The 12,813-nt window shown below is 74.5% G+C and carries 11 protein-coding genes; 3 read left to right on the top strand and 8 right to left on the bottom strand.

The features are described from left to right. Positions 1-38: 38 nt before the first annotated feature. Positions 39-1,490, top strand: coding sequence for an aldehyde dehydrogenase family protein (locus CNX65_RS12715; protein ID WP_096492972.1), 1,452 nt, complete (start codon positions 39-41; stop codon positions 1,488-1,490). 954 nt (positions 1,491-2,444) lie between these two features. Here the strand turns inward: CNX65_RS12715 and CNX65_RS35290 are convergent. Then, on the bottom strand, positions 2,445-2,732 hold the full coding sequence (locus CNX65_RS35290; RefSeq protein ID WP_157767617.1) for a hypothetical protein: 288 nt from the start codon (positions 2,730-2,732) through the stop codon (positions 2,445-2,447). Between the two features lie 417 nt (positions 2,733-3,149). On the opposite strand from CNX65_RS35290, the gene CNX65_RS12700 reads away from it, so the two are divergent. Then, positions 3,150-3,890, top strand: coding sequence for a matrixin family metalloprotease (locus CNX65_RS12700; RefSeq protein ID WP_096492971.1), 741 nt, complete (start codon positions 3,150-3,152; stop codon positions 3,888-3,890). Here CNX65_RS12700 and CNX65_RS12695 read toward each other — a convergent pair. From CNX65_RS12695 to CNX65_RS12675, 5 genes are all read right to left on the bottom strand, one after another. Further along, positions 3,880-5,118, bottom strand: a complete 1,239-nt coding sequence (locus CNX65_RS12695; protein ID WP_232519803.1) for an RNA polymerase sigma factor — start codon at positions 5,116-5,118, stop codon at positions 3,880-3,882. The genes CNX65_RS12700 and CNX65_RS12695 overlap by 11 nt on opposite strands. Then, positions 5,115-5,483: a YciI family protein gene (locus tag CNX65_RS12690; RefSeq protein ID WP_096492970.1), complete on the bottom strand. Its 369-nt coding sequence runs from the start codon at positions 5,481-5,483 to the stop codon at positions 5,115-5,117. The genes CNX65_RS12695 and CNX65_RS12690 overlap by 4 nt, the downstream gene beginning before the upstream one ends. A gap of 97 nt (positions 5,484-5,580) precedes the next feature. After that, positions 5,581-6,126 (bottom strand): hypothetical protein, encoded by a 546-nt coding sequence (locus tag CNX65_RS12685; RefSeq protein ID WP_096492969.1) that lies wholly within the window; start codon positions 6,124-6,126, stop codon positions 5,581-5,583. A gap of 160 nt (positions 6,127-6,286) precedes the next feature. Continuing rightward, positions 6,287-6,751, bottom strand: a complete 465-nt coding sequence (locus CNX65_RS12680) for a CHRD domain-containing protein (RefSeq protein WP_157767616.1) — start codon at positions 6,749-6,751, stop codon at positions 6,287-6,289. A 90-nt stretch (positions 6,752-6,841) separates the two neighbouring features. After that, complete coding sequence (locus tag CNX65_RS12675; protein WP_096492967.1) at positions 6,842-8,728, bottom strand: peptidoglycan recognition protein family protein; 1,887 nt, start codon at positions 8,726-8,728, stop codon at positions 6,842-6,844. A 205-nt stretch (positions 8,729-8,933) separates the two neighbouring features. On the opposite strand from CNX65_RS12675, the gene CNX65_RS12670 reads away from it, so the two are divergent. Further along, the gene (locus tag CNX65_RS12670; RefSeq protein WP_096492966.1) at positions 8,934-9,752 is read left to right on the top strand and encodes an SGNH/GDSL hydrolase family protein; all 819 of its coding nucleotides are present in this window, start codon (positions 8,934-8,936) and stop codon (positions 9,750-9,752) included. A gap of 89 nt (positions 9,753-9,841) precedes the next feature. Here the strand turns inward: CNX65_RS12670 and CNX65_RS12665 are convergent, their stop codons facing one another. Together CNX65_RS12665 and CNX65_RS12660 are read right to left on the bottom strand one after the other, a co-directional pair. Continuing rightward, a complete protein-coding gene (locus CNX65_RS12665; RefSeq protein ID WP_096492965.1) occupies positions 9,842-10,576 on the bottom strand; it encodes a TIGR02391 family protein in 735 nt (244 codons plus the stop codon). Positions 10,577-10,649: 73 nt separating this feature from the next. Further along, a complete protein-coding gene (locus CNX65_RS12660; protein WP_096492964.1) occupies positions 10,650-12,428 on the bottom strand; it encodes an ABC transporter ATP-binding protein in 1,779 nt (592 codons plus the stop codon). Positions 12,429-12,813: the final 385 nt, after the last annotated feature.

The following is a 12,813-nucleotide window of genomic DNA, read 5'->3' as shown; positions in this document are numbered from 1 at the left end:
AATCCGGAGCACGACGGGGTGAGTGCGAGGAGGCTGCGATGGGTCTGCTGGACGGAGCGGAGTGGGCGGGGCGGTTGTTCACCGGGGAGTGGGTCCCCTCGGAGGCGCGGCCGGTGGTGGAGCCCGCGACCGGTGAGCGGTTGGGCGAGGTCGGGGTCGCCGGGGTCGGGGAGGTCGCGCGGGCCGGGGACGTGGCGGCGGGCGCCGGGCGGGCGTGGGCCGGGTTAGGGGGGTTCGAGCGGGCCGCGGTGCTGCGCCGGGCGGCGGCGCTGTTCGAGGAGCACTCGGACGAGATCGCCGGGTGGGTGGTGCGGGAGGCCGGGTCGACCCGGTTCAAGGCCGGGGTGGAGGTGTCGGCGGCGGTCGCCGAGTGCCTGGAGGCCGCGGCGCTGGCCACCGCCCCGCACGGCGAGCTGCTGCACTCGCCCGCGCCGAGGCTGAGCGTGCGGCGGCGGGTGCCCTCGGGGGTGGTGTCGGTGATCTCCCCGTTCAACTTCCCGCTGGTCCTGGCGATCCGGTCGGTGGCGCCCGCGCTCGCGCTGGGCAACGCGGTGCTGCTCAAGCCCGACCCGCGCACGGCGGTGTCCGGCGGGGTGGTGCTCGCGCGGGTGCTCCAGGAGGCCGGGCTGCCCGAGGGGGTGCTGCACGTGCTTCCCGGCGGGCGCGAGGTCGGCGAGGCGGTGGTGGACCACCCGGCGGTGCGGGTGGTGTCGTTCACCGGGTCGACGGCGGCCGGGCGCGAGGTGGGGGCGCGGGCGGCGCGCGCGCTGACCAGGTCGGTGCTGGAGCTGGGCGGGAACAGCGCGCTGGTGGTGCTGGCCGACGCCGACCCGGCGCAGGCGGCGGCGTGCGGGGCGTTCGGGAGCTTCGTGCACGCCGGGCAGGTGTGCATGGCGGTCGGCAGGCACCTGGTGCACGAGTCCCGGTACGACGAGTACGTGGAGCTGCTGGCCGGGCGGGCGGAGGGGTTGCGGGTCGGCGACGGGCACCGGGACGAGGTCGAGCTGGGGCCGCTGATCGACGCGCGGCAGGCGGACCGGGTCGCCGACCTGGTCTCGCGCAGCGTCGCGTCGGGCGCGCGGGTGGTGGCGGGCGGCGGGCGCGACGGGCTGTTCCACCGGCCGACCGTGCTGGCGGGCTGCGCGGACTCGACGCCCGCCTACCGGGAGGAGGTGTTCGGGCCGGTGGCGTGCGTGCGGCCGTTCCGGGACGTGGCGGAGGCGGTGCGGCTGGCGGCGGACAGCGAGCACGGGCTGAGCCTGGGCGTGGTGACCGGGGACGTGGCGGCCGGGCTCGCGCTGGCCGACCTGGTGCCGAGCGGGGCGGTGCACGTGAACGACCAGACGTTCAACGACGACGCGAACGCGCCGTTCGGCGGGGTCGGGGCGTCCGGGTTCGGGCGGGTCGGCGGGGTGGCGGCGAACTCGGAGGCGTTCACCGAGACGCAGTGGGTGACGGCCCGGCGAGCGGTGCCGGGCTTCCCGTTCTAGGCGCGCGACCCGGCCAAGGCGCGCGGCGGGGCGGCGGGGCGGGCCCCCTGACCAGCGCCGCGCCCGATGCCCGGCGCACCGGGACACGGCACGGGCCCTGGCCGGCGCGTGCCCCGATCCCCCCGCACACCGGGAGGCGGCGCGGGGCCCTTGCCCAGCGCCGCCTCCCGGTTCCGGGCACGCCGGGGCGCGGCGCTCGCGTGGCGGGCACCGCGTCCCGGAGCAGGTGGCAGGTGGTCGGTGGCCGATGGCAGGTGGCCGGCGGCCGGCGGCCAATGGCCGGTGGTCGGTGGTCGGTGGCAGGTGGCAGGTGGTCGGTGGCCAATGGTCGGTGGCCGGTGGCCGGTGGCCGGTGGCAGGTGGCCGGTGGCCGGTGGCAGGTGGCCGGTGGTCGGTGGCAGGTGGCCGGTGGCAGGTGGCCGGTGGCCGGTGGCCGGTGGCAGGTGGCCGGTGGTCGGTGGCAGGTGGCCGGTGGCAGGTGGCCGGTGGCAGGTGGCCGGTGGCCGGTGGCAGGTGGCCGGTGGCCGGTGCGGTGGCCGGTGGCAGGTGGCAGGTGGCCGGTGGCCGGTGGCAGGTGGCCGGTGGCCGGTGGCCGGTGGCCGGTGGCAGGTGGCCGGTGGCCGGTGGCCGGTGGCAGGTGGCCGGTGGCCGGTGGCAGGTGGCCGGTGGTCGGTGGCAGGTGGCCGGTGGTCGGTGGCAGGTGGCAGGTGGTCGGTGGCAGGTGGCCGGTGGTCGGTGGCAGGTGGCCGGTGGTCGGTGGCAGGTGGCCGGTGGTCGGTGGCAGGTGGCCGGTGGTCGGTGGCAGGTGGCAGGTGGTCGGTGGCAGGTGGCCGGTGGTCGGTGGCAGGTGGCCGGTGGTCGGTGGCAGGTGGTCGGTGGCAGGTGGCAGGTGGTCGGTGGCAGGTGGCAGGTGGTCGGTGGCAGGTGGCAGGTGGTCGGTGGTCGGTGGCGCGGTCAGTAGATGACGTACAGGTCCCAGTCGAGCCAGCCCTCGGAGCACAGGTAGCGCTTCCAGGCCCCGACCTCCTGGCCCCGCTTGCCCGCGTCCTCGCACTCGCTCCGGTTCCAGTAGTCGTCCACGAACGACCACTCCCCCTCGGCGCGGGTCGATCCGGGCGCGGACGGCGCGGCAGTGGCGGGTGCGGCAGTGGCGGGTACGGCGGTGGCGGGTGCGGCGGTGAGCGCACAACTGGTCAGCGCGGCCAGCACGAGTGCCGCGGCGCTGCGGGTGGTGGTTCGCACGGCGATGTCCCCCTCGAGATCGCGTGAGGCCGCGCGGCGCGGTCGCCGGGGCCGCCACCCAGGTTATTCGAGGTGACTTGGAAAAGTCGTCACTCGAAGGGGTCGACCTGTGACCGCGCGCAGTCGACCTGCAGGGCCGTGCCGCACGCGCCTTGTGTCGCGACGGGCGCAGGGGGTGTGGGGTGTGGCCCAGCGCGGACGCGGGCGGCACGGCGTAGCGCGCGGGATCACGTGCTCCCGCGCACGTGTTTAGAGGAGGGCCGGACACGCCGCTGAATACCACCACCTTCGGCTTCCCGAAGACCGGACCGCCCGTTCGGGAAAACCTGTTCCGCACCCGAACCGGGACCCCGCGCGCACCCGGCGGATCCGAACGTTGTCGCCGTCGGCACGGCGAACGCGCGGAGGACCAGTCAGATGCGGATCATCCACAAGGCCCTCGTCGGCGCGCTGGTGGCGCTCGCCGCCGCGCCGCTCGCGCTGGTCCCCGCGCGGGAGACGGTGCTCGTGGCCGCCGAGGCGATCCTGGCGGGCCGGAAGCTGACCACGTCCGGTTCGGTGGCGTGCACCGAGGCCGGGTACGAGCGCCAGGCGTGGAAGCTGAGCGCCGCGTACACCTGGTACTACAACGGCGGCGCCGCGCCCGGCAGCGTGAAGTCCACCGCGCTCGCCGCGATCACCGCCGCGACCGGCAACGCGGCCTCGGGCGCGAACCGCTGCGGCAAGACCGGGACCGCCGCCGCGCAGCAGAGCTACGCGGGCGAGACCACCAAGCTGTCCGCGCAGGTCGACTCGTACGGGCGCTGCCGGGGCAACGACGGCAAGTCGGTCACCTCGTGGGGCGCGATGCCCGGCAGCATCCTGGCGATGACCTGCACGTACTACCGCAGCACCGGGGTCGTGATCGCGTCGGACACGCTGATCAACACCGCCAACACCTGGTTCACGACCATCCCGGCGAACTGCGCCAACGCGTTCGACCTCCAGTCCACGATGACCCACGAGCGCCTGCACACGCTGGGCCTGGCGCACGTGAGCCAGTCCGCGAACCCGACCGCGACGATGAGCCCGAACAACGCCCCGTGCAACACCGAGAAGCGGCTGCTCGCGCTGAGCGACTGGACGGGGCTGACCCAGCTCTACGGGGTCAAGAAGTAGCCCCCTCCGCAGTCGCCTCCGCGGCCACCCCGAGCAACCGCCGCCTGAGGTGCCGCTGCTCGGCGAGGTTCGTGGTCACCGCGATGGCCCGCCGGTACGCGTCCGCCGCCTCCCCCGCGCGCCCGGACTGCTCCAGCAGGTGGGCCCGCACGGCGTCGAGCCGGGGCAGCCGCGGGTGCTCGGCCGCGAGCGCGTCCAGCTCGCCCAGCGCGACCGCGCTCCCGTCCACCACCGCCTGCGCCACCACCCGGTTGAGGGTGATCGTCGGGTTCCCCCGCCCGGTCACCGCCTCCAGCACCCGGTACAGCGCCAGCACCTCGCCCCAGTCGGTCGCCTCCGCGCTGCGCGCCTCGGCGTGCAGCGCCGCGACGCACGCCTGGAGCAGGTACGGGCCGGGCCGGGCGCCCCGGACCGCGCGCTCGACCAGCGCGGCGCCCTCCCCGATCAGGTCCCGGTCCCAGAGCGCGCGGTCCTGCTCGTCCAGCGGCACCAGGGCGCCGTCCGGGCCGACGCGCGCCGGGTGCCTGGCCTCGGTGAGCAGCATCAGCGCCAGCAGCCCGGCGACCTCGGCCGACGACGGCACGGCGCGCAGCAGCAGCCTGGCCAGGCGGATCGCCTCGGCCGCGAGGTCGGCGTCGCGGGGCGGCGCGCCGGTGGTGGTGTGGTGCGCCTCGGTGAACATCACGTACAGCACGTCCAGCACCGGGGTCACCCGCTCGTCGGCGGGCCCCGGCTGCGGCAGGCCGAGCTCGGCGACCTTGCGCTTGGCGCGGGTGATCCGCTGGGCGATGGTCGGCTCGGGCAGCTGGTAGACGTTCGCGATCCGCGCGGTGCTCAGCCCGGCCACCGCCCTGAGGGTCAGCGCGACCTGGCCAGAGCGGGGCAGGCCGGGGTGGCAGCACATCAGGAGCACCAGCAGCGAGTCGTCGTCCTGCCCGGCCCGCGGCGGCTCCGGGGCGAGCAGGGCCGCGCGCGCCTCGCGCGAGCGCCGCCTGGCGTCCCCGCGCGCGTGGTCGGCGTACCGGCGGCGGGCCACCGCGACGAGCCAGGCCAGCGGGTCGTCGGGGAAGCGCTCGGGCCACTGGCGGTGCGCCTGGAGCAGCGCCTCCTGGACGGCGTCCTCGCACAGGTCGAACCCGGCGCGGCCGTGCGCGCGCAGCAGGGCCGCGAGGGCCCGCGGCGCGAGGTCGCGCCACAGGCCCTCGGCCACCGGGGTTCCGGCGCTCACGCGTCCCCGAAGTCGGAGAACATCACCGGGCGCAGTTCGAGGGCCAGGCCGGGGACGCGCGCGTCCGGGATGCGCTTGGCCAGCTCGACGGCCCTGGCCTCGTCCTCGACGTCGACCAGGTAGTAGCCGCCCAGGAACTCCTTGCTCTCGGCGAACGGGCCGTCCGTCACCTCGGGCCCGTCGACGCCCGCGCGGATCACCTTGGACCGGCTCCGGTCGGCCAGCGCCTGGGTGCCGACGAACTCGCCGCTGGCCTTGGTCTCGGCCATGAACGCGGCGTGCCCCTCCTGGATCTCCCGCTGCTGCTCCTCGGTGAGCTGCTCCAGCACCGCCGAGTCGATCTGCATCATGATGAGGTACTTCACCGTTCGGCCTCCTCGTGGCGGACCACCCGTGCGGCAGTCCACCACGAGGTCGCCGCCGCACCGCCGGGCACGACACCTCGGGCCGAAAGATTTCCGCTCAGCAGTTCCGCACGCCGGTGACGATCCCCCACACCACCCCGTACCGCTGCCACGAGGGCGCGGCGGGCATGTGCCAGCTGGAGCCGCCGACGAAGTACATGGTCGAGCGGGTGCCGGGGGTCTGGTTGTCCTGCCAGGAGCCGACGCTCAACCACGGGACGTGCTGCCACGCGCAGGAGTACAGGGCGAGGCTGGAGCCCTGGCCGTCCTCGCGCTCGTAGGCGCAGAACCAGCCGAAGTCGACCCACCCGTTGCGGCAGTGGTCGACCTGCCCCGCCAGCGACCGCGAGCGCTCCTCGCCGGGCACCACGACGGTCAGCACCGCCCCGTCGCGCTCGACCCGGTTCGGCGCCACCTGTCTGCCGCCCCACCGGGCCAGGTAGCCGTCCACCTCGTCCTGCAAGCGGGTGCTCTGCTGCGCGCTCAGCCCCGACGCCCTGGCCTGGGCCGCGAACCCGGACGCCGCCGAGGCGGTGGGCGCGGCGCCCAACCCCAGCAGCAGCAGGAGAACACCGACGACCGCGAACCTGCTCCTCGGTACCACCGCACCCCCAACCGGAGGGCGACGGCCGGGGCCGCCACCGCTAGCGAGGACGGCGCCGCTGGTGGCGCCGGCAATTCGGACCGTAGCAAGCAGCGGAGGGCTACGTGGTGACACCTTCAGGTGTACATCCATTGCGACTGAATGGATTACCGCACCGAGGTCAGACGCCGGAGCGCAGTTGGCCGCGCAGCGCGCCGTCGGGGAAGTCCTCGTCGTGGACGGTGACGTGGAAGCGCTCCGGGAAGTCCTCGATCTCGCGCACCAGCTCGACGTCCAGGGTGAAGCAGCGGGTGAACAGCGCCTCCCCGCGCGGCGGCTCCAGCGACAGCAGCAGCGGCCCGTTCCGCCCCTCCGCGCCCCGCCGCAGCTGGACGTCGGTGGGCGGCAGCACGCGGCGCAGGTTCACCGTCGCGCACAGCTCGCCCTCGGCGGAGTCGTCGCGCAGGCGCAGCTTCGCGCTGCCGTCGCCGTCCTCGTCGCCGGGTCCGGGCACCACGTCGGCGCCCACGAGGTCGGCTCGGCGGTGCGTCCACCCGGCGTCGGCCTGGGCGGCCCCGAGCGGCGCCAGCGCGGTCAGCGCCAGTGCCAGCGCCGCCGGGGCGGCCAGTCTGCTGGAGAGAGCCACAACGTCCTCCACGGGTAGGGGGATTTCCGGTCTGCCGAAGCTAGACCGTTCGGCGCAACCGGTTCACCCCCTACACCCGTGCGGGTGAGGTCACCAGACCAGGCTCAGGTCCACGTCGGCGGCCCGCACGTACGCGACCCGGTGCCCGAGGAAGACCTGGTGGTACCGGTCCTGCCCGCTGACCACCACGCGCGGCCCGTCCCAGGTCTGCGCGAAGTAGTAGTCCACCGGCGGGTCGACGTCGCCGACCGCGTAGCGCTGCCCGGCGGGCATCGCGTACTGGAGCGGCAGCACCGGCTGCGGCGGCACGCCGGTGCCCGCGTACGCCGCCTGTTCGGGGTACGCGCGGCCGTAGACGGGGACCTGGGCCAGGCCCGGTTTGGGCGTCACCACCAGCGCCGGACCCGACGGGCGGCCGGGCCGGGGCGCGGGGGTGCGGAACCAGGACTTCTGCCCGAGGTACCAGATCGCGGTCCACCCGTCGCGCCGCTCGGCGACCGCGAACCGCTGCCCGGCGTCGATCCTGGCCCCGATGTCGCTGACCGCGCGGGTGCTGGGCGAGCCGTCCGGGCGCAGGCCGACGTCCGCGACGAGCGGGGCGTCGTCGGAGGGCTCGGTGTGCAGCAGCAGCGAGGTGGAGCCGCGCGACGGGCAGTCGACGCCCGCGCTCTCGCACCCGGTGAAGCGCGGCCGGTTGGCGGCGAAGTCCGGGTTGGGCACGACGGAGCCGGAGTGCGGGGCGCCCCACGTGGGCAGCGGCGCGCCGAGCAGGTCGAAGTAGTGCGACCAGTCCCAGTAGGGACCGGGGTCCCAGTGCATCCCGGCGACGGTTCCGGGCGTGGTGCCGGGGACGTTGTCGTGGCCGAGGATGTGCGCGCGGTCGAGCGGGACGTCGTACCGGTCGGCCAGGTAGCGCACCAGGCGGGCCGAGTTGCGGTACATGGCCTCGGTGTACCAGCTGCCCTGCGCCGCGTAGCCCTCGTGCTCGATGCCGATGGCGTGCGAGTTCACGAACCAGTTGCCCGCGTGCCAGGCGACGTCCGCGTTCTCCACGTGCTGGGCGACGTGCCCGTCGCGGGAGCGGATCGTGTAGTGCCAGCTGACGTACGTGGGGTCCTGGACGAGGTCGAGGGTCTGCTCGTACGAGGTCTCGGTGTCGTGGATGACGATGTAGTCGATCGACAGGTCGTTGGGGCGGTTCGCCTGGTCGTGGTTGCCGTACGCGCCGGGGTCGCTCGGGTCGTGGTTCTCGTACGGCGCGGGCACCCACTCGCAGCCGAGCCGGGCGGGGCACTCGGCGCCCGCGCGCGGTTGCGGCAGGCCGAGCGCGTCGAGCGCGGCGGTGTCCGGGCGGACGTCGGGGTGCGCGGCCAGGGTGGTGGTGTCGCCGGTGTCGGTGACGCGGGTGGCCCCGTCGCGGACGACCTCGTAGACGTCGTCGGCGAAGCGGCGGGCGGTGGCGTCGTCGTCGGCGCCGCTGTAGCGGGCGACGGCGGCGTACCAGGAGCCGAGGTCCTCGCCCGCGTCGCCGCGCAGCGAGGCGAGCAGGGCCGCGCCGCCCCGGATGTTCTCCCGCCGGTCGGCCCGCAGCCGGGCGGGGTCCTGGTCGGTCAGCTCGGCGGCCCGCGCCAGGGTGCCGGGGCGCCCGGCGGCGGGGTCGGCGTGGCCGTCGACGCCCAGCGGCCGGGACGGGTCGCCCCTGGGGTCCTCGGTGTCGTGGTGCTCCCCCGGTTCGGCGGGGACGGCGTCGGTGAGGTGCATCGGCCCGTAGCCGCCCGCGCGGCTGGGCGAACCGGCGTGCGAGTCCCAGCGGGAGCCCAGGTAGGCGACGCCGAGGAGCACCGGCTCCGGGACCCCGAACTCGCGCGCGGCCTCGGCGTAGTCGGCGTTGCCCGACGCGGCGAAAGCGTTGCCGGGCGCGGTGACCAGGCCGGTGACGAGCAGTGTTGCGGCTAACGCGGCGGTGGCCGGTCGCATGGTCGTCCTCCGTTCTCGGATCGCCAAGCTTCCACCCCGCGCCCACCGTGTGTAAACAGGCTTCACCTGCGGGTCACCGGCGCGTCGTCGAATGCGGCAAAAGAAATTCACCACATATACGACATTGTGGGGTATTCCTCACAAGCGCGCGCTGTTACCCATTGAGAGGTCCCCTGCTTCCCTCCTCACCGGAGAGGCCACCCCCATGCGCGCACCTCGGGCCCTGATCCCCGTCCTGCTGGCGCTGCTGGCGAGCACGCTGCTCGCCGCGCCCGCCCAAGCCGCCGCGGGCAAGTACGTCGCGCTCGGCGACTCGTACACCACCGGTCCCGGCACACGCACCTACGACAACCCCAACGACCCCTGCCGCCGCGGCCCGCTGTCCTACCCCCGGCTGTGGGCGGCGGCCAACCCCGGCACCGCGTTCGTGGAGGCCGCCTGCTCCGGCGCGGAGGTCCCGGAGGTGCTGGCGAACCAGGTACCGCTGCTGACCCCGGACACCACGCTGGTGAGCGTGCAGGTGGGCGGCAACGACATCGGGTTCACCGACGTGCTGGTGACCTGCATCCTCACCCTGGACGACCGGGACTGCGTGAACCGGGTCGAGCAGGCCAAGCAGGTCGCCACCACGACCATGTCGGCGAACCTGACCCGGCTGTACGCGGCGGTGCGCGCGGCGGCGCCGTCGGCGAGGGTCGTGGTGGTCGGCTACCCGAGGCTGTACACGATCGGCGGCAACTGCGGGATCTTCGGGCTCAGCGACACCGAGCGCGCCTCGCTGAACTCGGCCGCCGACACGCTCGCGACGGTGATCTCGGCGCGGGCGGCGGAGGCCGGGTTCGCGTTCCTGGACGCGCGGCCGGTGTTCAACGCGCACACCCTGTGCTCCACCGGGACGAAGTGGGTGACCAGCCTGGAGTGGGACAAGATCAACGAGTCGTACCACCCGAACCCGGCCGGTCACCGCGACGGCTACCTGCCCGCGCTGCGGCAGGCGTTCGCCGGGGTCACCGCGCTGGCGTGACCCAGTGATGTGCCACCCGCAGGCGTTTTTCCTGCGGGTGGCACACCAGGGGTGCTTCTGGAGATGTCATCGGCGTCCGCGCGACCGGGTCACGTGGTCAACGTGGCTTGGTCGACCCAGCGGGCGAGCACGCTCAGCGCCGCGAGCTGCTCAAGCGCCTCGTCCTCGGCGAGATCCCCCACCGAGTGGCTGATCGGATTGCGAATAGCCGCGTAGCAGCCCTCGGCGAAGCAACGGACACCGCGCTGCAGGCTCGTGAAGGTCTTCGAGCCGTCGGCGACGGCGACGTGCAGGCGAGGTTTTCCGGGCTGAGGCGGGTCCGCGCTGAACACCTGGTTGAAGAGGTCGATCTCCGCGATGTCCCGCCGATTGACCTTGTTCTGGGTCTCGGCGTTGAGCTTGACGCACGCCACGCGCACGGCCTCCCGGTAGTGCCCGCTCTGCCAGAGCGACCGGGCACCTTCCCAGATCCAGGGGTGCAGACGAGCGGCATCCAACTGGGGCGCGTCATCCCCCAGCTTCTCCCTGAGCTCGACCTGCCGGAGCAAGGCGGTCCGCACGCGCTGAGCAGCCTCGATGTGCTGGCACCAGCGGTTGATATCGTGGTTCCGATCAGCGGGCACTTCTGTACGCCAGTTAGGCATGACACGGCCGAAGATCTGCTCGACCACGTGTGCTGAGGCCACGATCGCCTCTTGGCGTCCCCGGTTCGCCAACTCCGACCCCAAGAAAACAACGCCATACGGATCAGGCGGGCGATGGAGTTCAGTCAGTTCAAGGAAGGAATCGATTTCACCGATCGCCCAGTCGACGTCGACAGCCATGCGACGCATGGTGCACCACGAATCCGCTGTACGGAAAGAACCACAGGGGCGTGTCCCAAGGGGTTCACCACCTTCACGACACCCCGACCTCCGAGGCGTCCGCCGCCTCGGTTTCCACCTCCCCGGCCAGGAGCTGGGTCGCGGCCAGCTCGCGGTAGAGGTCGTCGCCGCGCACCAGCTCGGCGTGCGTGCCGCTGGCCCGGACCCTCCCCTGCTCCAGCACCACGATCCGCTCGGCGTCGGTGACCGTGGACAGCCGGTGCGCGATGAGGATGACCGTGCAGCCCAGCGCGGCCCGGTCGACGGCCTCGCGCAGGGCGGTCTCGTTGCGGGCGTCGAGCTGGGCGGTGGCCTCGTCCAGCAGGAGCACGCCGGGGCGGCGCAGCAGGGCGCGGGCGATGGCCAGGCGCTGCCGCTCGCCGCCGGACAGCGCGACGCCGCGCGTGCCGACCTCGGTGTCCAGGCCGTGCTCCAGGTCGTCCACGAAGGACTTGAGCATGGTGACCCTGAGGACCCGGTCGACCTCGGCGTCGGTGGCGTTCGGCTCGGCGTAGAGCAGGTTCTCGCGCAGGGTCCCGGCGAGCACGGGGGCGTCCTGCTCGACGTGGGCGATCGTGGCGCGCAGGTGCGCCCTGGGGATGGTGGTGATGTCGACGCCGTCGAGCAGGATCGTGCCCGCGTCCGGCTCGACGAACCGCTGGAGCAGGGCGAACGAGGTGGACTTGCCCGCGCCGGACGGTCCGACGAGCGCGGTGCGGGCGCCGGGTTCGGCGGTGAACGACACGCCGCGCAGCGCTCGGGCGCGGCCGGGGTGGGCGAACTCGACGTCGCGGAACTCCACCTCGGGCGGCGCGGTCCGGGTGGTCTCGGGCACCGGCAGGTCGACGTCGTCCTCCACCGGCATGGCCGCGACCTCGTGGATGCGGCCGACCGCGCCGAGCCCCTGCTGGAGCGCGCTGAGCCCGCCGACGAGCGAGGCGAGCGGCGCGGCCAGCGAGAAGACGTAGAGCAGGAACGCGATCAGGTCCGGCGCGGTGAGCCCACCGGCGGCGACGAGCGCGCCGCCGACGCCGAGGACCGCGAGGAACGCGCCCTGCACGGCCACCCCGGTCAGCACCTTCACCACCGCGACGTGCCTGGCCCCGCGCAACCCGGCCAGGTAAGCGCTCTCCACGGCGGCGTTGGCGCGCTCGGTCTCCCTGGCCTCGGCGCCGTTGGCCTTGACCGTGCGGGCCGCGCCCAGCACCCGGTCCAGGGCCGCGCCGATCGCGCCGACGGACGACTGCGCGCGGGCGACGGCGGCCCGGATGCGCGGCAGGACCACGAGGAGCAGCAGCGCGACGGTCAGCAGCACGCCCAGGGTGACCGCGAGCAGGCCGGCGTGCAGCACGCCCATGATCACAACGGCGCCGACCGCGGTGATCAGGCCGTTGGCGACCATGACCAGGCCCTCGGTGGCGGCGTTCTGCAGCAGGGTGCTGTCGGCGGTGACGCGGGCGGCGAGGTCGCCGGGCGGGCGGCGGTCCAGCTCGGGGACGCGCAGCCGGATCAGCCGGTGCACCAGGTCGCGGCGGACCTCGCGCACGACGCGCTCGGCGGTGCGCTGCTGCCACCAGGACTGGAGGCCGGTGAGCAGCGCGCCGACCACGACCAGCGCGGCCAGCAGCAGCACCGGGCCGAGCACGCCGCCGTCGCCGCCGAGACCGGACAGGACGTCGCGGGCCACCAGGGGTTGGGCGAGACCGGTGGCGCTGGCGACGAGGACCAGGGCGAGGCTGGCCAGCAGGACGGCCCGGTGCGGGCGGGCGTAGGCCAGCAGCACGCGCAGCGCGCCGGGGGTGGGGGCGGTCATGGGCGGGCTCCACGGGGTGAGGCGGGCGTGGGGAAGCGGGCACGGGGAAAGGTTGGTGGGGCGGGGTTTCAGGCAGGGTGGAGGACTGACCCGGCGGGCGACCCGATCGGGTGGCGAGGTCGGGTGGCGGTCTCGGGCGGCCGGATCGGGCGGCGGTCTCCGGTGACAAGGTCGGATGACGAGGTCGGGTGGCGAGGTCAGGTGGCCTGGCCGGGCCGCCGGATCGGACGGCGAGGTCGGACGGCGAGGTCGGGGGCCGGGCCGGGCGGCGGTCTCGGGCGGCGGTCTCGGGCGGCGGTCTCGGGTGGCCTAGTCGGGCGGCCTGGCCGGCTGGTCGGGTGATGGGCGCGGGTGGCGCGCCCGGCGGGGCAGGGGGTTCCGCCGG

Source organism: Actinosynnema pretiosum, from assembly GCF_002354875.1.
Classification (GTDB): Bacteria; Actinomycetota; Actinomycetes; order Mycobacteriales; family Pseudonocardiaceae; genus Actinosynnema; species Actinosynnema auranticum.
Note: the sequence above shows the minus strand (reverse complement) of the source record. Positions and strands in the feature narration are given on the sequence as shown.